Here is a 22,807-nt window from a genome sequence, read left to right on the forward strand (position 1 = left end):
CCCCTAAATGCAAAAAACTTTTCAAGCGCGTTTTTTTTCAACAAAGCGCTGAACAAGTCAGCGTTTTCGTCACTTTTCATACTGAATTTGCCCAAACTCCTGAGCAAAACGGTCCACCATTTGCCAATCGGTATACTCAACTTCTTTACTGGTATCTGTTTCGCCGCCTGTCATACGCATAATAAGTTGGATCATGACGCGATCGAACCAGCGATAACGTGGATAGCGTAGTGCACCGGCAAACACGACACACTGTTTTGGCTGCCAGGGTGAGGACAACAGAAACTTGCGGGTATAAGCATTGGTCTGAGGCGAACGCTTGTCCGCCTTGCGCGCTGTCAGGTTGACACTAAAGAATGCACTTGGCATCTGGTTCAGCTGCTCGGCATGTTGCTTAACAAACTTAGCCAACGTCGGATGGAAATGGCCATAGCGTATTGAGGCACCAATCAACACCTGCTGATACTGGTTAAGGTCAACATCATCCGCTTGTTGCAAGTCAATCACGTCGCAGCGCAAGGTGTCCTGCAATTTGTTTGCTATATAAGAAGCGATAGAGCGTGTTTGCCCATCGCGGCTGGAATAAAGAATCAGTGCCTTCACGGCGTTACTCCTTCTATCAGGATCATTCGCGCCAGAACGTCGGCGTAAACAGAACCAGTAGTGTAAAGACTTCAAGGCGCCCGAACAGCATTGTCAGAACCAGGATCCACTTCGCCGGCGCAGGCATAGTCGTAAAGTTATCCGCCACCACCCCCAACCCCGGCCCCAGATTGTTCAACGTCGCGGTTACTGCAGCAAAAGCAGAGAAATCATCAACGCCGGTAGCAATGATTGCCAGCATGCTGACGATAAAGACCAACGCATAAGCCGAGAAGAAACCCCATACCGCTTCAAGGATACGTTCCGGCAACGCCCGGTTACCCAACTTGATGGTGTAAACAGCATTGGGATGCACCAACCTTTTGAGCTCACGTGAACCTTGTAGATACAGTAACAAAATACGGATCACTTTCAGCCCGCCACCTGTTGAACCGGCACAGCCACCAATAAATGCAGAGCACAGCAACAACATCGGCAGGAATAACGGCCATTTGGCAATGCTGTCCGTGGTGAAACCCGCCGTTGTCGCCATCGACACGACTTGGAAGAACGCCTGGTTGACCGTTTCCATACCGGTTTTGTATACACCATGCCCCCATAGCACCGCGGTGCACACCACCACCAACGTCAGTTGCACAGCAATAAACATACGGAACTCAGGATCGCGCCAATAGACTTTCAGGCTGCGGCCACTCAGTAAGGCAAAATGCAAACCGTAGTTACAACCAGAGATAAGCAGGAAAATAGCAATAATGGTGTTAATGGTTGGACTGGCGTAATAACCAATACTGGCATCATGGGTAGAAAAACCCCCAATGGCGATAGTCGAGAAACTGTGGCCGATGGCGTCGAATACCGACATACCCGCCCCCCACAACGCCAATGCGCAGGCGATAGTCAGTAACACGTAGATCAGCCACAGAGTTTTAGCTGTTTCTGCAATACGCGGACGCATCTTGTTGTCTTTCAGCGGGCCGGGCATTTCTGCACGGTATAACTGCATGCCGCCGACGCCAAGGATTGGCAGTATCGCGACTGCCAACACGATGATCCCCATCCCGCCCATCCACTGCAACATCTGGCGGTAGAACAAAATGGCTTTTGGCAGTGAGTCCAGCCCCACCAGCGTGGTGGCACCTGTCGTTGTTAAGCCGGAGAAGGATTCAAAGAAAGCGTCGGTCAACGACAGGTTAGGCCGTTCCGAGAATAAAAATGGTAATGCCCCCACGCTGCCCAGCACGGTCCAGAATAGCACCACGATCAAAAAGCCTTCGCGTGGCTTCAACTCATGCTTTTGTTTGCGATTGGGCCACCACAGCATCAACCCAATGGTCACCGCCACAAAGAAGGTCTGGCTGAATGCCCGCCCTGCCCCATCGCGGTAAATCAATGCCACCAGACCAGGAATAAACATCGTCCCGGAGAACAGGATGACCAACAGACCAACGATACGGGTTATAGCGCGAAAATGCATTTCAGCACGATCCTTAGCAATTCAGTTGGGGGAATTATTGCGAAATGGGGGTTAATTGCAAATTACCGCGACTGAGATCACGTAATTTATTCCCAAACGCTTCAACCACGGTTACCGGTAAGGTCAAATGCAACAGGACGGAAGCACCATACTCCCCCTGCACAATCCGCCCTTCAAATTGCTGCAACAGATTCTCTACCAATGCCAACTGCGCATAGTCGCATTGCAAAGTATATTCGGCCTGCGGGATCTTGTAACTGACGGCTAACTGCTTTAATGCTTGCTGCACACCACTGCCGTAGGCGCGTACCAACCCCCCCGTACCTAACTTGATACCGCCATAGTAACGTACTACCACAGCGGTGATTTCCCCTATACCACTGCCCATCAACTGCGCAAGAATAGGTTTACCCGCAGTACCGGAAGGTTCGCCGTCGTCGGAAAACCCTAACTGTTGTGAGTCAGTCGGAGGCCCGGCGACAAATGCCCAACAATGATGACGGGCTGTCGGGTGTTCATCACGAACCTGCTGGATAAACGCCTTGGCCTCATCAACCCCACCAGTCGGTGCCAGCAGGGTGATAAAACGGCTCTTCTTTATTTCCTCGCTGACGCTAACGGGGCCTGCAGGGATCGGATAAGGCTGCATCAGGCCAGGTTCAGATCACGTGTCATGTTCTCGATACGCTTTTCGTGGATCACGATATTGTCTTCAATACGGATACCACCATAAGGTTTCAGAGCATCGATGCGATCCCAGGCAAAGTGCTGGCTGAATTCGCCGCTACGCCATGGCGCTAACAGTGACTCAATAAAATACATGCCCGGTTCAATGGTCAATACCATGCCCGGTTGCAATACACGGGTGCAACGCAGGTACGGATATTTGGATGGTGCAGCCAAGTGAGTGCCCTGTTCATCCTGCATGAAACCCGCAGAGTCATGTACCTGCAGACCCAGTGGATGGCCCAAACCATGTGGCAAGAACGGCGTAGTCAGCCCCTGCTCTACCATCGCCTCTTCACTTATGCCACTCACCAGCTTGTGACTCTTGAGTAATTTGGCGATGCGTTGATGCATCTGAACATGGTAATCGGTGTAGCGTACGCCCGCTTTGATGGTATCCATCAACGCCAGTTGTTCGTGGTTGAGATCTTTTACCAGCTGAGCGAAGTCACTGCCGCTCTGGCCTGCGTAAGTTCGCGTCAGATCAGCGGCGTAGCCGTTATATTCCGCACCGGCGTCAATCAGGAAACTCAGCACGTCGGCCGGAGGCTGGTGATCCAGCGTGGTGTAATGCAGCACCGACGCATGTTCATTCAACGCGACAATGTTGTCATAAGGTACATCGGTGTCACGATGCCCAGTTGCCGTGAGGTAAGCCAGGTTGATATCAAACTCGCTCATACCCGAAAGGAAAGCTTCATGGGCAGCGCGGTGCCCCATCACTGCGGTTTTCTGCGCCTCACGCATGCAGGCCAGTTCATAACCGGTTTTGATTGAACGATGGAAGTCGAGGTAGTTCAACACGGCTTTCGGGTTGATGTTTTCCGCAGAGATGCCGAGATCGCGAGCACGCTGTTGTGCATAGCCAATATAACCCACACGTTCACGCTGGGCAGGCAGTTGCTGCCCGATGTCATCGGCATTGGCCAGCGGCATCAACTCAACGGATTTGGTCCAGAAACTCTCAGGCAATGGCTCAACACTGTGCCAATAATCGACCGGCGAATAGAACCACAGCTTCGGTTTGTTAACGCCGTCTACCCACAGCCAGCAGTTTGGAACTGAGGTAACCGGCACCCAGGCTTTAAAATGCGCATTCACTTTGAACGGGTAACTGCGGTCATCCTGGAAAATCCGTTGCAGTTCTCCAGAGTGGATCAGCAGCGCGTCCAGTTTATTGCGCGTTAACACTTCACGTGCCCGTTTTTGCAGCTCTGCCAGGTGGTCGTTATACAAAGAAGCCAATGTTTCCATCACAATACCCTTTTACATACCATTAGAACGGAATGCCTCATCTTAGCACACCGTTCCAACGCACCAACCTCATCACTTCGGGCATGCGGGGCGGTTCGCAAATCGTTGTAAACGTCGTTACATCCGTAGCTTAACAATTAGCCAGGCGATCAGACCAAGCAACGCGATCGCCATAGTCCACAGGCCGTGATGTTCGAGAAAAACCGCGCCGGCAGCAGCAATACCCGCCAGACACTGCTGTAGAAAACCACACAACGCCATGGCATAGGCACCCTGTTCTTTGGCATCGCTGACGGCCATCGCCATGCTATTAGGAAACAGCACCGCCTGGCCAAAAATCGTCAGGCAATACAGCGCGATGAAGATCGTCATACCGGAAAGCCCAATCAGCACACCGCTCCACCACAGCAGCATTATCGCGGCGGTCGTTACGGCGACGATGCTCGTCCCCACCTGCATCAGCCGTTTACCGCCAAAGCGTGCTACCGTCCGGTTTACTGCCATTGCTCCGGTAAAGTAAGCCACGCCGACCACCAACCCCAACGCGCCAAAAGCGGTAACGTTCAGACCAAACCCCTGCTGCATGATGAACGGGCTCACCTCCTGCAACGTTACCGTGGTAGCAAACCCCAATCCGCCGACAATGGCTGGCCACAAGAACCCTGGGCGACGCAGAATGTGCCAATAGGTTGCTGCCATCACCGGACGCTGGCCCCCAGAACGACCCGCTTCCAGCGGTAACGTCACCATCAGCAACAGGATCGCCAGCCCGGTCAGCCCCATCAAGATAAAGCCCATTTGCCAGTGTGAATACTCGCTTAGCAACCCGCCAATAAACTGCCCGCCACCCAACGCGACGATAAAGGCTATCGACAGTACCGAGAGGCGCCTTGCCAACTCATCACCACTCCAGTTATCACGAACAATAATGCGCGCAATGATCGCAGCACCACCGGCGGCAACCCCCTGCAGCGCCCGCAGCACCAATAACTGAGTGCCGTTACTGCAAAACGCCAGCAGTACGCTGCAACTGATAAATATCCCCAAAGACAATGTCAGCGGTAAACGGCGGCCAAAGCGATCGGCCGCAGCGCCCCAGAACAATACCGGCAGGGCAGCACCAAGCACGAATATGGATATCGAAAGCTCGGTGGCGCGGCGCGTCATCGCCAGTTCCTGCATCACCGTCGGTAATGAAGGCAAATACACCGTCGTCGCCATTTGCGCCATAAACACCAGCAGACAGGCCAGCGTCATGGTTCTGGCAGGAATACTCCAGAAACCACTGTGTTTTACACATACCGCTTTACTCATTTCTCACCTCTGCTTGGATAACACCCTGCACCGGCAAGTCTATGAGGGCTTTTACACTCCGACAAATCACCATAATGCATAAAATATAATTTATTTTTAAATCATCAACCTACCTCAGAGCCATGTGATCCGCCCTGCAAATATGCAATCTCTCATTTGCATATTGTTAACATAAAAACCACACTCCTCATCATCTGGTCATACCAGATCAAACGCTGATTCAGGAGATAGACATGCTCTACCAAGGCGAAACATTACAACTGCACTGGCTCGACAACGGCATCGCCGAGTTGGTGTTCAATGCCCCAGGTTCTGTAAACAAGCTTGATACTCGCACCGTTGCCAGCCTGGGCGAAGCGCTCGCGGTGCTGGAAAAGCAGACTGAGCTGAAAGGCCTGCTGCTGCGTTCCACAAAAGCCGCATTTATTGTCGGCGCCGATATCACCGAATTCCTTTCACTGTTTGCTGCCCCGGCTGAAAAGCTGCAGGAATGGTTGGTCTTTGCCAATAGCATCTTTAACCGGTTGGAAGATTTGCCGGTACCGACCCTTTCGGCCATTAACGGCTATGCGCTCGGCGGCGGCTGCGAATGCATTCTGGCTACGGACTTCCGCATCGCTTCACCGGATGCACGCATCGGCCTGCCAGAAACCAAACTGGGTATTATGCCGGGCTTCGGCGGCTCTGTTCGTCTGCCGCGCCTGTTGGGTAACGACAGCGCACTGGAAATCATCGCCGCGGGTAAAGATGTCAGTGCCAAAGACGCACTGAAAGTCGGCCTGGTGGATGCGGTGGTTGCACCGGAAAAGTTGGTCGACGCTGCCCTTAAAATGTTGCAGCAGGCGATTGACGGCAAACTGGACTGGCGCGCCTATCGTCAGCCTAAGCTTGAGCCGCTGAAACTCAGCCCAATCGAAGCTGCCATGAGCTTTACTACCGCCAAAGGCATGGTGATGCAAACTGCCGGTAAACATTATCCGGCCCCGATGACTGCGGTCAAAACCATTGAGGCTGCGGCCAAGCTGGGCCGCGATGAAGCGCTGAAACTGGAGACCGCCAGCTTTGTGCCATTGGCGCGTTCCAAAGAGGCTCGTGCGCTCGTCGGTATTTTCCTTAATGATCAGTTTGTAAAAAGTCAGGCGAAGAAGCTCGCGAAGAACGTTGAAGCACCGAAGCAAGCTGCGGTGTTGGGTGCCGGTATCATGGGTGGCGGTATCGCCTACCAGTCCGCGCTGAAAGGCGTACCGGTGATCATGAAAGACATCAGCGACAAATCCCTGACGCTCGGCATGAATGAAGCCGCCAAGCTGCTTAACAAGCAGTTGGAACGTGGCAAGCTGGACGGCATGAAGATGGCTCAGGTGCTGTCGACCATTCAACCGACGCTGGATTATGCGGGTATCGAACGTGCGCAGGTGATCGTCGAAGCCGTTGTCGAGAATCCGAAGGTTAAGGCTGCGGTACTGTCCGAAGTGGAAGGCCTGATCGGCGAAGATGCCGTCCTGGCGTCTAATACGTCGACCATTCCAATTAACCACTTAGCAAAATCCTTGAAGCGCCCGCAAAACTTCTGCGGTATGCACTTCTTTAACCCGGTACATCGCATGCCACTGGTAGAAATCATCCGTGGCGAGCAGACCAGTGACAGCACCATCGCTGCCGTAGTGGCTTACGCCAGCCGCATGGGCAAAACGCCAATTGTGGTTAACGACTGCCCAGGGTTCTTCGTCAACCGCGTGTTATTCCCGTATTTTGCCGGTTTCAGCATGCTGCTGCGCGACGGTGCGGACTTCCGTCAAATCGACAAAGTGATGGAAAAACAGTTTGGTTGGCCGATGGGCCCAGCTTATCTGCTCGACGTCGTCGGTATCGATACGGCACACCACGCTCAAGCGGTCATGGCCACAGGCTTCCCAGAGCGCATGAGTAAAGATTACCGCGACGCCATCGATGTAATGTTCGATAACCAGCGTTTCGGTCAGAAAAACCAGTTGGGCTTCTATCGCTACAGCCAGGACAACAAAGGCAAGCCGCGTAAAGACAACGATGAGCAAACTGATGCGTTGCTGGCGACCGTCAGCCAACCGCGCCAGACCATCAGCGACGAAGAAATTATCGCTCGGATGATGATCCCAATGATCAATGAAGTCGTGCGCTGCCTGGAAGAAAACATCATCGCCAGCCCGGCCGAGGCCGACATGGCATTGGTCTACGGTATCGGTTTCCCTCCATTCCACGGCGGGGCGTTCCGTTATCTGGATACGCTGGGCACCAGCAATTATGTAGAACTGGCGCAACGTTATGCACATCTTGGCGCCCTGTATCAGGTGCCTGCCGGCCTGCGCGCCAAAGCTGAACGCAATGAAAGCTACTACCCGGTGGCAGCGCCGCTGTCTGATGTCTCCACTGGCCAACCGGCATGAGGTCATAAAGATGGAAAACGTAGTTATTGTTGATGCCGTACGCACACCGATGGGCCGCTCTAAGGGCGGCGCCTTCCGCCAGGTACGTGCCGAAGATCTTTCCGCCCACCTGATGCGCGCGGTACTGAGCCGTAATCCGTCACTGGATGCGGCCGAAATTGACGATATTTATTGGGGTTGTGTACAGCAGACCCTGGAGCAAGGTTTTAACATCGCCCGTAACGCCTCATTGCTGGCCGAGATCCCGCATACTGTACCTGCGGTTACCGTTAACCGGCTGTGTGGTTCTTCCATGCAAGCGCTGCACGATGCAGCACGCGCCATTATGGTGGGCGACGCGCATGTCAGTTTGATTGGCGGCGTAGAGCATATGGGCCACGTACCCATGAACCACGGTGTGGATTTCCACCCAGGTTTGAGCCGCAGCGTGGCAAAAGCTGCCGGGATGATGGGCCTGACCGCCGAGATGCTGGCCAAGATACACAATATCAGCCGCCAGATGCAGGATGAGTTCGCCGCACGCTCGCACCAACGCGCGCATGCCGCCACCTTAGCCGGCTATTTCAAGAATGAAATCATCCCAACTACCGGGCATGATGCCGACGGTGTACTGACCCGTTATGACTTCGACGAAGTGATTCGTCCAGAAACGACCGTCGCCAGCCTTGCTGCATTGCGCCCGGCATTCGATCCCGTCAACGGTACAGTGACGGCCGGTACCTCTTCGGCATTGTCCGACGGTGCATCCGCCATGCTGTTGATGAGCGAATCACGTGCCAAAGCGCTCGGTCTGAAAGCCCGTGCCCGTATACGTTCGATGGCCGTCGTCGGCTGCGACCCATCCATCATGGGTTATGGGCCAGTGCCTGCCAGCAAACTGGCGCTGAAACGCGCTGGACTGACCGTGCAGGACATTGATTTGTTCGAACTGAATGAAGCCTTTGCCGCCCAGTCGCTGCCTTGCATCAAGGATCTGGGGTTATTGGACAGCATCGACGACAAGATTAACCTGAACGGCGGTGCCATTGCTTTAGGCCACCCGTTGGGCTGCTCAGGCTCACGCATCTCGACCACCCTGCTGAACAACATGGAACGCCGTGACGTGCAGTTTGGTCTGGCGACCATGTGTATTGGTTTGGGCCAGGGGATCGCTACCGTCTTTGAACGCGTTTAGCTGTGTCTACTTGGGATGACTGCGTCACTTTTTAAACCGCAGCATCCCACCACGTTTAGTTGCCGTACTTCCCGCCTGTCAGGGGCGGGTTTTTTTATGCCTGTTATTCACCGGCCCCCAAATAAAAACGGGGCGGCCACCGGCCACCCCGCTTTCCGCCTATCCCGCAGATCAGATAAACGAGAAAGCATCCCCGAACATGTGCGCTTCCAACGCGCCACGTTCGGCACAGAAACGCTCGCGAGCGATTTTTGCCATTTCGAAACGCCCGGCAATATAAATATCGTGCTCCGCCAGGGTACCGAAATCCTGCAATACCGCGCTGAGCACAGTGCCACTACGGCCACGCCAGTCTTCTTCCGGTTGCTCAACTACCGGGATCACTTTCAGATTAGGGTGTTGCACCGACAGTGCTTCCAGCTCACTCAAATCATACAGGTGCTTGAGCTCACGTCCGCCCCAATAGATAGAGATATCGCGATTCGGCTGTTGCTCCAACGCGGCCAACAGAATCGAGCGAGCATAGGAGAAACCTGTACCACCGGCAATCAACACCAGCGGACGGCTGCCTTCCTGACGCAACCACGCGTCACCGTGTGGCATATCAACGGTAATCGCCTGTTCTTTCAGAATGCGATCCATCACCGCCATGGCGTACAGATTCAGTTCCGAAGCGCCGATGTGCAGCTCAATATAGTCCTGCTCTGTCGGGGTCGATGCCAGTGAGAACGGACGCTTGTCACGCTCATCCATCACCACCATCAAATACTGCCCTGCCTTGAAAGAAAACGGCGCCTCTGGCACCAAACGTACCCGATAAACCGTATCGGTAATGGCCTCTACGGAGGTCACTTTACAGCTCAATATTGTCATGCGTTCCCTCTGTCGGGTCATCAATGCAAAACTGAGAACAAAGCCTGTCGCTATAGCGTCGGTTCTCTGTCACTGAAAATTGCAAGCTCATCCCAGATGTCATCGATACGCGCACGCACCTTTTCATCCATCTGAATCGGACGGCCCCATTCGCGCTGGGTTTCACCCGGCCATTTATTCGTGGCATCCAGCCCCATCTTCGATCCCAAACCGGAAACCGGCGAGGCGAAGTCCAAATAGTCGATCGGCGTATTTTCCACCATAACGGTATCCCTTGCCGGATCCATTCTGGTGGTAATTGCCCAGATCACATCATTCCAGTCGCGTGCATTGACGTCATCGTCACAGACGATAACGAACTTGGTGTACATAAACTGCCGTAGGAATGACCAGACCCCCATCATTACGCGTTTGGCATGACCGGCATACTGTTTCTTGATAGTCACCACCGCCAGGCGGTAAGAACAGCCTTCAGGCGGCAGATAGAAATCGACAATTTCCGGGAATTGCTTTTGCAATATAGGCACAAATACTTCGTTCAACGCCACGCCTAACACCGCTGGCTCATCCGGCGGACGGCCAGTGTAGGTCGAGTGATAAATAGCGTCGCGGCGTTGAGTGATGTGGGTGACGGTGAAGACTGGGAAGTGATCTATCTCGTTGTAGTAACCGGTATGATCGCCATAGGGACCTTCCGGTGCCATTTCACCCGGCTCAATATAACCTTCCAACACGATTTCCGCACTGGCAGGTACTTCCAGGTCGCAAGAGATACACTTGACCACTTCGGTCTTATTGCCGCGCAGCAGCCCCGCAAAGGCATATTCAGACAGGGTATCCGGCACTGGCGTCACTGCACCGAGAATAGTGGCAGGGTCCGCACCTAAGGCAACGGCAACCGGGAAACGCTCCCCGGGATGCGCCTGGCACCATTCAAGATAATCCAGCGCGCCGCCGCGATGCGACAACCAGCGCATGATGACTTTATTCTTGCTCAGTACCTGTTGGCGATAGATACCCAGGTTTTGCCGTTCTTTCTGCGGCCCGCGGGTAACGGTCAATCCCCATGTGATGAGCGGCGCAGCATCTTCCGGCCAGCAGTGCATCACCGGGATACGGCTGAGATCGACATCATCGCCCTGCCATACCTGTTCCTGGCAAGGTGCTGAACCCAATACCTTAGTCGGCATGTTCAACACTTGCTTGAACTTCGGCAGCTTATCAAACAGATCGCGAAAGCCCTTTGGTGGCTCTGGCTCTTTCAGGAACGCCAGCAATTTGCCGACTTCGCGCAACGAGCTGACATCCTCCTGCCCCATACCCATCGCAACGCGATTGGCGGTGCCGAACAGATTGCACAACACCGGCATGTCGTACCCCTTGGGGTTTTCGAATAGCAGCGCCGGGCCGCCCGCACGTAAAGTACGATCGGCAATTTCTGTCATTTCCAGATAGGGATCAATCGGCTGGCTGATGCGTTTTAGTTCCCCTCTCTTTTCCAGCAACGAGAGGAAATCGCGTAAGTCACGGTATTTCATGCTGATCATTATAACGGCCAGTGAGGAGGGCATTATAAGCCCTCTTCACGGTTGTTGCTGCACTTTTGTTAAACACCGGTAAAGACATCGCCGGTTCTCAGTGACACGTGAACGGCACCAACGGTTGTAACGCCTGCGTATCATGATGCTCCTGGGTCTCCACGCCGTGGCGGAACACCTTGAAACCTTGATTTCTGGCACTCAAGTAACGTAAATCATTCCCCTCAATGTGCAGCAGACTGCCTTCACGCAACGCCACGACAGACTCACTTGGATTGACCGCGCAAAACTCCGCCAGGCGCTCATCACGCGTTTCGCCCATGTGGCCACTGATATGGGCATCAATGTAGTGCGGGTTGATCTGCACCGGGAACAGGTTCAATGCCGGCAGCACGACGCTGTTGCGCACCGGCATGTCATTGGTGGTACGAATGCTCGGCGTAGCAACGTTGCAACCGGCGCTCCAGCCCACATAGGGTATGCTACGTTCACGCACAGCCCGTTGGATAGGGATGATCAAACCCTTCTCGTGCAACATCTGGTTTAACATCCAGGTATTGCCGCCGCTGACCAAAATGCACTCCGCCTGTTCAACCGCGGCAGCGGGAGACTCGGCATGGTGAATGCTGGTCACTTTGATACCCAACGTTTGCGACAGCTCCTGCGCACGCTGATCGTAATCACTGCGGATCATGGCATAAGGGATAAATACGGCAGACGTGATACCGCGACGTGCGATCATCGCCAAAAGGTGGTTCTTGGCATAGCCCAGCAGCTCATCCTCACCGGACAGCTTGCCGTTACTCAACAGAAACAACTCCATTTCTCCCCCTCAATCAAAAACGATGAATAGCGTCACATCTGGCAATCTCATGCCAAGGCATACTGCGACGGTAACAAATTTTTAGCCCTCTGTTATACCCGAGCCGTGCGAATAAGTGTGTGACTCTTCGCTAATTGCTAATGATTCATGTAGATAGCGGCAGTTACATGCTGAAACTTGCACCACTATGTATCCGTAATGGCTTTTGATATGCTTACCGGCTGGCAGAAAGGCATGTGAAATTATGGAATCTTGGTACTTACTGTATTGTAAACGCGGCCAACTTTTACGGGCGCAGGAACATCTGGAGCGGCAGGAAGTGAAGTGCCTGAGCCCAATCATTACGTTGGAAAAGATCGTACGCGGCAAACGCATTGCGGTCAGCGAACCCCTGTTCCCCAACTACCTGTTTGTGGAATTCAATCCGGAATGCATCCATACCACGACCATCAGCGCAACACGTGGTGTCAGCCACTTCGTGCGCTTTGGCTCAATGCCGGCCACCATCCCGAAGAAGGTCATCGAAGAGCTGCAGACGCATACCTGCGAAACCTACGTTGATCCGGAAACACCGCAACCGGGCGATAGCGTGTTGATCGTCGACGGCATGTTTGAAGGGCTCAAAGCCATTTACACTGAGCCTGACGGCGAGGCACGTTCAATGTTGCTACTGAACCTGATAAACAAGCAGGTTACCCAGAGTATCGATAACCGGCAGTTTCAAAAGTTGTAATGCAAAAAGGCGCCCAGGGCGCCTTTGTTTTTTGCTTACTGCTGTCTTAGCGTTGCATCGCGTCGTCATGCATCCACTGAGCGACTCGCTTGGCAAAGTAGGTCAGCACACCGTCAGCCCCAGCGCGTTTAAAGCACATCAGCGATTCCATCACCGCTGGCTGTTCCTGCAACCAACCATTCTGAATCGCTGCCATGTGCATCGCATATTCACCAGACACCTGATAGGCAAAAGTCGGCACACCAAAGGTATCCTTCACTCGGCGCACAACGTCCAGATAAGGCATACCCGGCTTAACCATGACCATATCTGCGCCTTCCTGCAGGTCTTGCGCAATTTCCTGTAACGCTTCGTCGCTGTTGGCAGGGTCCATCTGGTAGGTTTTCTTGTTGCCGCCTTTCAGATTGCCGCTTGAGCCCAGTGCATCGCGGAATGGGCCATAGTAGCAAGAGGCATATTTTGCAGAGTAAGCCATGATCTGAGTATTAATCAGGCCCTGATGCTCCAACCGATCGCGAATCGCACCAATACGGCCATCCATCATGTCGCTTGGCGCCACGATTTCTGCCCCGGCTTCCGCATGAGACAATGCCTGACGGACCAGAATTTCTTTGGTGATATCGTTGATGACATAACCCTGCTCATCAATGATGCCGTCCTGACCGTGAGTGGTGTAAGGATCAAGCGCTACGTCGGTCAAAATACCCAACTCAGGCACCGCGTCTTTCAACGCGCGCACCGTACGCTGCACCAAACCGTCTGGATTATAGGCTTCTTCCGCATGCAGTGACTTCAGGCCTGGCTCAATAACCGGGAACAGGGAGATCACTGGCACACCCAGCTTGGCGATGGTTTCCGCTTCCTTAATCAGCAGATCGATGCTCATGCGTGATACACCGGGCATGGATGATACGGCTTCCTGACGGTTATTGCCTTCCATGACAAATACCGGGTAGATCAGATCGTTAACCGTCAGTTGATTCTCCGCCACCAGGCGACGGCTGAAATCATGACGGCGCACGCGGCGCATACGACGACCTGGGAAGGTACCCGGAAATGCATAGCTCATAGTTTTCTCCTAACTCATTCCAGCCGGAACAGCCGGCGGGCGTTCTCATCAGTTTTCTGCCCCAGCCATTCGGGGTCTTCGTGTCGCCAGGTGGCCACCTGCCGGACGATATGAGGCAAAAAACAGGGTTCGTTGCGGCGAGATGCAGGTTTCGGATGTAAATCTCGGGGCAACAGATAGGGGGCGTCGGTTTCCAACAACAGACGCTCAGCCGGGATCTGCGGTAGCAGTGCACGCAATTCCAAGCCACGCCGTTCATCACAGACCCAACCGGTAATACCGATCGACAAGCCTAGCGACAAACAGCCTTCTAATTCTTCAGCAGTACCCGTAAAACAGTGCACCACTGCCGCGGGCAGTTTATCTAACCAGGGTGCCAACAGCGCGGCAAAACGTGCGTGCGCATCGCGGCAATGAAGAAATACCGGCATCGCCAGCTCTGCGGCCAACGCAAGTTGAGCGCTGAATGCCTTTTCTTGTTGCTCTGGCGTGGAAAAGTTACGGTTAAAATCCAAACCACATTCACCCACTGCCGCGACGTGCGGCCGAGAGGCCAATTCATGTATGTGTTCAGCAACCCGCTCGTCCCAACTGCTGGCATGATGTGGATGCACGCCCGCGGTGGACCAACAATAGCCGGTATGTAACAGGGCCAGCTCACTGGCGGCCTGACTCTCCGGCAGATCCGTACCGGTAATCAGCATCCCTTTCACGCCGGCGACGCGTGCGCGCTCCAGCACGGCTGAGCGGTCTTTGGCAAACTGTGAACTGGTGAGATTGACGCCGATATCAAACATGGTTTTCCCAAAGTAAAAGCCGCCCAGCGGGCGGCTTTAGACAAACAGAAATCAAGATGCAGGGGGCTCATCGCCCTCATCTTCTTCTTCCGGCTGCGGACGACGTTTACCCGTATAGAAACGGGCAAAGAACACACCCACTTCAAACAACAGATACATCGGTATCGCCAGCAGGGTTTGCGAGAACACATCCGGTGGCGTCAACAACATGCCAACCACGAAAGCCCCTACCAACACGTACGGACGTTTCTTTTTCAAATCTTCCGGTGAAGTGACGCCACTCCAACACAGCAGAATAATGGCAACAGGCACCTCAAACGCAACGCCAAACGCCATAAACAGCGCCATGACGAAATCAAGGTAGTTATTGATATCGGTCGCAATCATCACCCCGGCGGGTGCGGTCTTGGCAAAAAAACCAAACGCCAACGGGAACACGATAAAGTAGGCAAACGCCATGCCGAGATAAAACAGCAGGCTGCTCGACACCAACAAGGGCATCATCAATCGACGTTCATGCTTGTATAACGCCGGTGCGATAAATGACCAAACCTGATACAGAATCACAGGTGCAGCGACAAACACCGAAACGATCATGGTCAACTTGATCGGCGTGAAGAACGGTGAGGCCACGTCGGTGGCGATCATGCTCGCGCCGGCAGGTAGCTGCTTGATCAACGGTGCAGACACCAGTTGATAGATGTCATTGGCGAAAAACACCAGCACCAGGAAGATCGCCAGTATGCTGATAATTGAGTTTAACAACCGCTTACGCAGTTCTATCAGATGACTGATAAGGGGTTGGGTATCTTCAACAGCCATGTTTTAACGATCGCCACTAGGTTGGTGAGACGCGGGGGTTTTATCCGCAACAGGTTCTGGGTTTGCCTGAACGGCTGACGCTACCGGTTGTTTAGCGGGCGTGATTGCCGGCTGTTCAACCAGCGGCGTTGCCGTAACCGCCGGCTCCGGTACTGCAGCCGGAGACGACGCAACAGCCGCAGCCTCTGCCGGCGTCACGCCATCATGAATGGCTTCCGGGTCGGTGACCAGAGGGTTATGAATAGTGTGTGCTGGCTCGGTCTTGCTGTCGCCCTGATAAGAACGTTTCAGCGATTCCGCCGCGTCTTTCAGCTCATCCATTGACGCCTTTAACTCTGGCGACAAATTCTGCATGCCTGCCTTCTCTACCTTTTTCAGGCTGTCCTGCAGTTCCTGCAGTTTCAGTTCCTGAGTAAGTTCGTTCTGCACCGAAGCCGCCAACGAACGCAGCGCGCGGATCCAGCCCGAAACTGTTCTTACCGCTACCGGTAGCCGTTCCGGCCCGAGTACCACCAGGCCAATAACCAGAACCAGCAACAGTTCACTAAACCCAATGTCAAACACGGTTTATACCTGCTCTTTGTTCTTCGACTCTTCCGCTTTCACTTCCGGCTGCTTATCGGTAATAGGCTTGGCCGTGAAGTCAGCGTCATCCAGGCTGCTTTTCTCAGCCGTGTTGGTCGGCGGCGTGTTGTCATCGCCGATCGCCTTTTTGAAACCCTTGATTGATGCACCGAGATCGGACCCCAGGGTACGGAGCTTTTTGGTACCAAACAGCAGCACCACGATCACTGCGATGATCAACAATTGCGTAATACTAATACCGCCCATTGCAATTACCTCTATTTTTACAGGGTTTTTTCAAAATCCGTCGCATTATACGGCAGATTTTACCAGAGTTTCTAACCAATTCAGGCAGTTCGCTTCCAGCCTATCAGCCAGGAAACAATGCCGGCTGCTATCAGCCATGCGGGGAATACAGCAACCTCGCCCAATAGCAAAATCGTACCGCTGACTATCAGTGTAGCGCCAACGCCGAACAAATAACGCGATTGTCCCTGACGAACACGCTGGGCCTGCATCTGATTAGTCAGCTTATCAACACTTTGTTGCAACAGCTTATGCTGCTGCAGACTATCGTAAAATAATTCAGGCAGTTCAGGCAGTTTCTCTGCCCAAAACGGCGCTTTTTCTTTCAGGGCGCGGATCACTGCCGGTATACCGACCTGGTCACGCATCCAGCTTTCCAGGAACGGCTTGGCCGTCGTCCACAAATCCAACTGTGGGTAAAGCTGTCGGCCCAGACCTTCAACATACAGCAAGGTCTTCTGCAATAACACCAGTTGGGGTTGCACTTCCATATTGAATCGACGCGCGGTATTGAACAGGTTCAACAGCACGTTGCCAAACGAAATTTCCTCCAACGGCTTCTCGAAGATCGGCTCACACACGGTACGGATAGCGAACTCAAAATCCTCGACGTTGGTATCGCGCGGTACCCAGCCAGAATCAACATGCAACTCCGCAACCTTGCGGTAATCACGATTGAAGAAGGCAATAAAGTTTTCCGCCAGATAGCGTTTATCGTCCTTGTTCAACGAGCCAACAATACCGCAGTCGATGCCGATATAGCAGGGGTCTTCAGGATGTTCATAGCTGACGAAAATATTACCGGGATGCATGTCTGCATGGAAGAAGCTGTCACGGAAGACCTGGGTAAAGAATACCTGAACCCCACGTTCAGCCAACAGTTTCATGTTGGTGCCCTGCTTTTCCAGCGTCTCAATATCCGAAACAGGGATGCCGTAAATGCGTTCCATGACCAGCACGCTTTCGCGGCAGTAGTCCGAATACACTTCCGGCACGTACAACATAGGACTGCCGTCGAAATTGCGACGCAACTGGATGGCGTTAGCCGCTTCACGCAGCAGATTCAGCTCGTCCAGCAAAGTCTTTTCATACTCGCGCACCACTTCACGCGGACGCAGGCGTCGACCATCCGGCATCAGCTTGGGCACCCAAGCCGCTAAACGATACATCAGGCGCACATCGGCCTTGATGATTGGCCCGATATCCGGCCGAATCACCTTCAGCACCACTTCCTGCCCGGTCGTTTTTAGCCGCGCGGTATGCACCTGGGCTATCGATGCCGAGGCCAGCGCCTGTTGGTCAAAATCATCAAACCAAGTTTCCAGCGGGCCGCCCATCGCCAATTCAATATGCTTACGCGCTAGCGCACCGTCGAAAGGAGCAACCCGGTCCTGCAACAACGTCAGTTGATCGGCGATCTGTGGTGGGAACAGGTCGCGACGAGTAGACATCATCTGGCCAAACTTAATCCATACCGGCCCCAACTCCTGCAAAGCCAGACGTAGACGCTCACCCAAGGGTTTATCTGCATGGCGGTTTGGCATCCAGAAAAGCAGGCGGCGGCCAAATCGCAGTGGCCACGTCAAACGCATCTTGGGGATCAGTTCATCCAGGCCATAGCTGAGAAAAACGCGGACGATCAAATACAGGCGGCGTAGTTCGCCAGGGGTCATCGTTTACCCTCCAACTTGTCCATACGGGCAATCAGCGCATCGGCGTTGCGAACGGTGGCATCAACCTCTTCATTGAACCACACAACTTCCAATGGGCCCGGTGCCACACGCCACTCTTCCGTCAGTGTTTCAGCCACATAATGCTGCTGACGCTGTAAGCCTGCTTTCAGCAGGTTCGCGCCCTTGCCCAGAACCTGCGTGACACCCTGCGCGGCAATATCGCCAATGTAAGGTGCCAGCCATTCCGCCGGATCCCACTCTGCCAGATCAAGCAACCCAACCAGTTGTTGCACGACCTGAATGTCGCCTTCGACAATCAAGTCGCCGCTGCGCATCAATGGCGAAAGCTGTTGGCGATCCCGCAATTTAAGCAGCACCGAAATACGGCTGCGCACCGTGCAGTCGGCAGTGTCATCAGACTGACCAAGCACATCCACACGCTGTTCACTGAAGATCAACACCAGCGGAGAGGCAAGTTCCTGCAGCTCAATACGTAAAACCTTGCCGGCCAGCCGCTGACGAGCCGCCTTCATGCTGCGATCGCGGAACAGCAGACTGTTGAGGGATGTTTCCAGTACGCCGGTCAACAACGGGGTTAACAGCATCGGCATATCCATATCAGAACTTGAAGCCACGGTGCAGGGCCACAATACCGCCGGTCAGGTTAAAATAGGTCACGTTGTCAAAACCGGCGGCCCCCATCATGCCCTTCAGCGTTTCCTGATCGGGATGCATGCGGATCGACTCGGCGAGATAGCGGTAGCTTTCCGGATCCTTGACCACCAGCTCGCCGATTTTCGGCAGCACGTGGAACGAGTAGGCGTCATAGGCTTTGCTCAGTGGTGCCAGCAAGGGTTTGGAGAACTCCAACACCAACAGACGGCCACCTGGCTTGAGCACACGGAACATCGAGCGCAGCGCTTTGTCTTTGTCGGTGACGTTGCGCAGGCCAAAGGAAATGGTGATGCAGTCAAAATAGTTATCAGGGAACGGCAACGCTTCGGCATTGGCCTGTACGTAGCTGATGTTGCCGACAATGCCGCGATCGCGCAGTTTCTCGCGCCCCATCTTCAGCATGGAATCGTTAATGTCCGCCAGCACCACCTGCCCCTGTTCACCGACCATGCGAGAGAACTTGGCGGCCAGGTCACCGGTGCCACCGGCCAGATCCAACACCCGCTGCCCACGGCGCACGCCGCTGCAATCAATGGTAAAACGCTTCCAGATACGGTGGATGCCAAACGACATCAGGTCGTTCATCACGTCATACTTTGCGGCTACCGAATGAAAAACGTCTGCCACCATGGCCTGCTTTTCGTCTCGAGCTACGGTGCGAAAACCGAAATCGGTGGTTTCCTGCGGTTGATCTGCCATTGTCCTGCCTGCTATTCAGTCAATTTAGTGTGGTGGAGTGTACCAGAACCCCACGGAATACCCCACCTCGCAGCGGTTGTCATCCCTGCGATGCGGAGCGTGGCTCCTCGACGGCGTCGTCGCCTTCCGCCTCCGGCAGCGCGTCAACGTTATCGTCGTCCGCCGCCTCAAATTCTTCATCATGCTGCGCACTGGCCTGCTGAGCCAGCAGCGGATTGATCGGCCTTTTCACCTCAACCCCCAGTGCGCGGAACCCCTCGGTCTGCCCGATAAGATTACCACGGCCTTCGCTCAGTTTGTTCATCGCCAGACGATAACTCCCCTGGGCCTTGTCCAGGCTCTGTCCCAGCGACGACATATCATCAACGAACAGCCGCATTTTGTCATACAGCCGTGCCGCCCGGTCAGCAATGCGTTGTGCATTCTGGCTTTGATGCTCATAGCGCCAAAGATTGGTGATGGTGCGTAATGCCACCAATAGCGTGGTTGGGCTGACCAGCATGATGTTGTGTTTTAGTGCATCGCTAATCAGCTCCGGCTCACGGTCGATAGCCAACAGGAAGGCCGGCTCCACTGGAATAAACATCAGCACGTAGTCCAGCGAACGCAGGCCAGGCAATTGCTGGTAATCCTTGCGTCCAAGCAGGCGGATATGGCCGCGCAACGAAGCAATATGTTCATTCAACGCCGCCTCACGCTCTGCTTCATCTTCACTATTGAAGTAACGTTCGTAGGCCACCAACGACATTTTTGCATCGATCACCACGTCCTTGCCCTGAGGCAAACGTACGATCACATCGGGTTGCATGCGGCTCTGGTGATCCACCCGCACGTTAACCTGGGTTTCATACTCATGTCCCTCACGCAGGCCAGAGGCTTCGAGCACCCGGCTCAGTACCACCTCACCCCAGTTACCCTGAGTTTTATTATCCCCTTTCAAAGCCTTGGTGAGGTTGATGGCTTCGCGCGCCATCTGCGCATTGAGCTGCTGCAGATTACGTATTTCGTGGGTCAAAGTATGGCGTTCGCGTGCTTCCTGGCCGAAACTGTCCTGCACCTGACGGCGGAAACCGTCCAGTTGCTCACGCAGTGGCAGCAACAGGCGATCCAAGCTTTGCTTATTCTGTTCGTCCACCTTGCGCCCGCTATGTTCAAAAATGCGGTTGGCCAAATTTTCGAATTGGGTGGTGAGTCGTTGTTCGCTGTTAATCAATAGACGCTGTTTTTCCTCCGCCGCCATACGGGTTTCTTCCAGACGGATTGTCACCTCACGCAACTCGGCTTCCTGAGCGCTGTTCACTTCACGTTGGGCTCGCAGTTCCTGGTTCAACTGCTCACATTCGGTACGCCAGTGATTAAGCTGCTGAAGCTTTTCATGCCCGGCCGCCAACTGACTGTGCAGATTACGTAATTCCAGCTCAGTCTGGCGCATGTGTTGCTCATTACGCTGCAGTACTTCCTGTCGGGATGCGGTTTCCTGCTGCGCCTGTTGCAGCGATTGTTCCAGCAGTCGTAGCTCGGTTTCATGCTGTGCCTGTGTCTGTTGCACACGCAAGCTGGCAATAAGCCACCCCAATAGCAGACCGATAGCTACCCCACCTATACCGTAAATTAAACTGGTATCCACCCTGCCTCCTGTTACACCTGACTGTTCCGGCTTTTTATACGCCTATTGCCCGTCACGTTAAGGGGAGGCTGTATGGATGTCCAGCTTGATTGTGTCTCGATGGCGTAATATTGCGAAACGCTGCGCAACTCAGCTAAAGATTAGCTAAACCACTGGCTTAACCATTTAATGCCAAACGCACCCGGCGCGAGGATACCGAACGCCCAGATCATCGCCGACGTGACATTGGCCACCTGGAAATAACGCTGGGGCATGCCGCAAATGCCACCAACCAGCGGTACCACGGCACGCAATGGGCCGAAAAAGCGACCGATGAAAATACCCAGGACACCCCAACGTTCAAAAAACGCATGGCCCCGCGTCAATAATTGCGGATTGCGCGATAGCGGCCACATGTGCGCAACGCGATCCTGATAGTGGTAACCAATCCAGTAAGAAAGCCAATCGCCGAAGAATGCACCGGCAGCAGCAGCAGCCCAAATCGGCCAAAATGCGATGCCGCTTTCGCCAATCAGCGCCCCCAAGGCGAGCAAAATCACCGTAGCCGGTAACAACAGCGACAAGAAAGCCAGCGATTCGCCAAATGCCAAGAAGAAGATAATCGGGATGGCCCAGTTTTCGTGCTGGCGCACGGTTTCGCTGACCCAGTGGATAATGTCATTGAGGCTCAATACAGGCTCCTGATATGGGATTTATCCCCCAAGAATACTGAATGCCAGCCGGGGCAGATTAAACCCCGGTTAAACATCAGCACGGTTTACTCGAGGTAAAACGCCTGCAGCGCTTCACGCTGTTCCTGGCCCAAGCCGTATTCCGCTTCAAGCCAACGATCGGTAGAGCCATGTTGCTCACGAATACAACTCAGTGCAGTCATCAGGAACTCTTCACGGGCGCTGAGCACGTAAGCAAACTGTTTCAACGCAGAATCATTCAGGCGAATCGACAGTTGATCCAGCATGTGTTCACGGAACGTTGCCAGCGTGGTTTCAGTTAACAGGTAATCTTCCACAACCGTCGCTTCATCAGCTCCCAGTGCAAATAACACCAACGCCGATCCTATCCCCGTGCGATCCTTGCCGACCGCACAATGCTGGACGATCGCCCCGTGATCCGCCTTGCTCAGCAGTTGTGCCAACTGTTTATACGCCGCATTGCCGAACGGTAATCGGCGGTACAGTTCCAGCATAAACATTTGGGCATCGAAACCGGCGAGCGTTTCACTGTTTAGCTTTTCCAAATTGGCGTTGACTTCATTGCTCAGCGGGTTGGCCGGGAAATGATGATAATCGGCACCGCGCCACAGAACATCAGGCTTGGCCTGCACTTCATCGGCATCACGGTAATCCAGCACCGAACGAACAGGCACGCCGGCCAAGAAAGTGCAGTCATTTTCCGTCAGGCGCTCTAGCGAGCCGGAACGAAACAACAGGCCACGTTTGATACGGCGACCATCGGTGACGCTATTGCCCCCAAGATCACGAAAATTAATGCCGCCATCAAGCGGTGCCAATGAAGGATGAAGCAGGATCTGAGCGGTCATAGACGTCCTCGTTGTTACTGTCTGAAAAAACGCAACCTCTGATAGCATCGGTAGAACCGGGCTCAACGGATTAAAGAGGTGGCCAGGTCGGGCACCCTCA

General features: G+C 53.9%; 22 protein-coding genes. 3 read left to right on the plus strand and 19 right to left on the minus strand.

Annotated features, from left to right (window positions below):
- Nucleotides 1-69 precede the first annotated feature (69 nt).
- From hemG to AC2FCQ_RS12505, 5 genes are all read right to left on the minus strand, one after another.
- A complete protein-coding gene (gene hemG, locus AC2FCQ_RS12485) occupies nucleotides 70-603 on the minus strand; it encodes a menaquinone-dependent protoporphyrinogen IX dehydrogenase (RefSeq protein WP_265556371.1) in 534 nt (177 codons plus the stop codon).
- Between the two features lie 22 nt (nucleotides 604-625).
- Nucleotides 626-2,077 carry a Trk system potassium transporter TrkH gene (gene trkH, locus AC2FCQ_RS12490; RefSeq protein ID WP_012004734.1) on the minus strand — a complete coding sequence of 484 codons (1,452 nt, stop codon included), beginning with the start codon at nucleotides 2,075-2,077 and terminating at the stop codon, nucleotides 626-628.
- Between the two features lie 34 nt (nucleotides 2,078-2,111).
- Nucleotides 2,112-2,726, minus strand: a complete 615-nt coding sequence (locus AC2FCQ_RS12495; RefSeq protein WP_404760571.1) for an IMPACT family protein — start codon at nucleotides 2,724-2,726, stop codon at nucleotides 2,112-2,114.
- Nucleotides 2,726-4,057: a Xaa-Pro dipeptidase gene (gene pepQ, locus AC2FCQ_RS12500; RefSeq protein ID WP_209637662.1), complete on the minus strand. Its 1,332-nt coding sequence runs from the start codon at nucleotides 4,055-4,057 to the stop codon at nucleotides 2,726-2,728. The genes AC2FCQ_RS12495 and pepQ overlap by 1 nt, the downstream gene beginning before the upstream one ends.
- A gap of 117 nt (nucleotides 4,058-4,174) precedes the next feature.
- Nucleotides 4,175-5,371 carry an MFS transporter gene (locus tag AC2FCQ_RS12505; protein ID WP_490308335.1) on the minus strand — a complete coding sequence of 399 codons (1,197 nt, stop codon included), beginning with the start codon at nucleotides 5,369-5,371 and terminating at the stop codon, nucleotides 4,175-4,177.
- 233 nt (nucleotides 5,372-5,604) lie between these two features.
- On the opposite strand from AC2FCQ_RS12505, the gene fadB reads away from it, so the two are divergent.
- Complete coding sequence (gene fadB / locus AC2FCQ_RS12510; RefSeq protein WP_209637666.1) at nucleotides 5,605-7,794, plus strand: fatty acid oxidation complex subunit alpha FadB; 2,190 nt, start codon at nucleotides 5,605-5,607, stop codon at nucleotides 7,792-7,794.
- 10 nt (nucleotides 7,795-7,804) lie between these two features.
- Complete coding sequence (fadA, locus tag AC2FCQ_RS12515) at nucleotides 7,805-8,968, plus strand: acetyl-CoA C-acyltransferase FadA (protein WP_209637668.1); 1,164 nt, start codon at nucleotides 7,805-7,807, stop codon at nucleotides 8,966-8,968.
- Nucleotides 8,969-9,139: 171 nt separating this feature from the next.
- On the opposite strand, the gene fre is transcribed toward fadA, so the two are convergent.
- The 3 genes from fre to pepE form a co-directional block, all read right to left on the minus strand.
- Entirely contained in the window at nucleotides 9,140-9,841 is a 702-nt protein-coding gene (gene fre, locus AC2FCQ_RS12520) for an NAD(P)H-flavin reductase (protein ID WP_209637670.1), read from the minus strand.
- Between the two features lie 50 nt (nucleotides 9,842-9,891).
- Nucleotides 9,892-11,412 (minus strand): 4-hydroxy-3-polyprenylbenzoate decarboxylase, encoded by a 1,521-nt coding sequence (ubiD, locus tag AC2FCQ_RS12525; RefSeq protein ID WP_209637672.1) that lies wholly within the window; start codon nucleotides 11,410-11,412, stop codon nucleotides 9,892-9,894.
- A gap of 64 nt (nucleotides 11,413-11,476) precedes the next feature.
- Nucleotides 11,477-12,202, minus strand: coding sequence for a dipeptidase PepE (gene pepE, locus AC2FCQ_RS12530; protein WP_490308336.1), 726 nt, complete (start codon nucleotides 12,200-12,202; stop codon nucleotides 11,477-11,479).
- Between the two features lie 244 nt (nucleotides 12,203-12,446).
- Here pepE and rfaH point away from each other — a divergent pair, with 244 nt between their 5' ends.
- Nucleotides 12,447-12,935 (plus strand): transcription/translation regulatory transformer protein RfaH, encoded by a 489-nt coding sequence (gene rfaH / locus AC2FCQ_RS12535; RefSeq protein WP_490308337.1) that lies wholly within the window; start codon nucleotides 12,447-12,449, stop codon nucleotides 12,933-12,935.
- A 46-nt stretch (nucleotides 12,936-12,981) separates the two neighbouring features.
- Here the strand turns inward: rfaH and hemB are convergent, their stop codons facing one another.
- From hemB to AC2FCQ_RS12590, 11 genes are all read right to left on the minus strand, one after another.
- Nucleotides 12,982-14,004 carry a porphobilinogen synthase gene (gene hemB / locus AC2FCQ_RS12540; protein WP_209637678.1) on the minus strand — a complete coding sequence of 341 codons (1,023 nt, stop codon included), beginning with the start codon at nucleotides 14,002-14,004 and terminating at the stop codon, nucleotides 12,982-12,984.
- Nucleotides 14,005-14,018: 14 nt separating this feature from the next.
- Nucleotides 14,019-14,801, minus strand: coding sequence for a 3'-5' ssDNA/RNA exonuclease TatD (gene tatD / locus AC2FCQ_RS12545; protein WP_265556380.1), 783 nt, complete (start codon nucleotides 14,799-14,801; stop codon nucleotides 14,019-14,021).
- A 51-nt stretch (nucleotides 14,802-14,852) separates the two neighbouring features.
- Nucleotides 14,853-15,623: a Sec-independent protein translocase subunit TatC gene (gene tatC, locus AC2FCQ_RS12550; RefSeq protein WP_404760575.1), complete on the minus strand. Its 771-nt coding sequence runs from the start codon at nucleotides 15,621-15,623 to the stop codon at nucleotides 14,853-14,855.
- Nucleotides 15,624-15,626: 3 nt separating this feature from the next.
- Nucleotides 15,627-16,187 carry a Sec-independent protein translocase protein TatB gene (tatB, locus tag AC2FCQ_RS12555; protein WP_490308338.1) on the minus strand — a complete coding sequence of 187 codons (561 nt, stop codon included), beginning with the start codon at nucleotides 16,185-16,187 and terminating at the stop codon, nucleotides 15,627-15,629.
- Between the two features lie 3 nt (nucleotides 16,188-16,190).
- A complete protein-coding gene (gene tatA / locus AC2FCQ_RS12560) occupies nucleotides 16,191-16,454 on the minus strand; it encodes a Sec-independent protein translocase subunit TatA (protein ID WP_020824842.1) in 264 nt (87 codons plus the stop codon).
- Nucleotides 16,455-16,534: 80 nt separating this feature from the next.
- On the minus strand, nucleotides 16,535-18,166 hold the full coding sequence (gene ubiB, locus AC2FCQ_RS12565; RefSeq protein WP_037423531.1) for a ubiquinone biosynthesis regulatory protein kinase UbiB: 1,632 nt from the start codon (nucleotides 18,164-18,166) through the stop codon (nucleotides 16,535-16,537).
- The gene (gene ubiJ, locus AC2FCQ_RS12570) at nucleotides 18,163-18,771 is read right to left on the minus strand and encodes a ubiquinone biosynthesis protein UbiJ (RefSeq protein ID WP_209638124.1); all 609 of its coding nucleotides are present in this window, start codon (nucleotides 18,769-18,771) and stop codon (nucleotides 18,163-18,165) included. Before ubiJ ends, ubiB begins: the two co-directional genes overlap by 4 nt.
- A 13-nt stretch (nucleotides 18,772-18,784) precedes the next feature.
- Nucleotides 18,785-19,540 (minus strand): bifunctional demethylmenaquinone methyltransferase/2-methoxy-6-polyprenyl-1,4-benzoquinol methylase UbiE, encoded by a 756-nt coding sequence (gene ubiE / locus AC2FCQ_RS12575; RefSeq protein ID WP_209637686.1) that lies wholly within the window; start codon nucleotides 19,538-19,540, stop codon nucleotides 18,785-18,787.
- A gap of 79 nt (nucleotides 19,541-19,619) precedes the next feature.
- A complete protein-coding gene (rmuC, locus tag AC2FCQ_RS12580; RefSeq protein ID WP_209637688.1) occupies nucleotides 19,620-21,167 on the minus strand; it encodes a DNA recombination protein RmuC in 1,548 nt (515 codons plus the stop codon).
- A 140-nt stretch (nucleotides 21,168-21,307) separates the two neighbouring features.
- On the minus strand, nucleotides 21,308-21,838 hold the full coding sequence (locus AC2FCQ_RS12585) for a DedA family protein (RefSeq protein ID WP_209637691.1): 531 nt from the start codon (nucleotides 21,836-21,838) through the stop codon (nucleotides 21,308-21,310).
- An 86-nt stretch (nucleotides 21,839-21,924) separates the two neighbouring features.
- Nucleotides 21,925-22,707: a tyrosine-protein phosphatase gene (locus AC2FCQ_RS12590; protein WP_209637693.1), complete on the minus strand. Its 783-nt coding sequence runs from the start codon at nucleotides 22,705-22,707 to the stop codon at nucleotides 21,925-21,927.
- Nucleotides 22,708-22,807: the final 100 nt, after the last annotated feature.

This window comes from Serratia sp. CoH_134_PS_4, assembly GCF_058190535.1.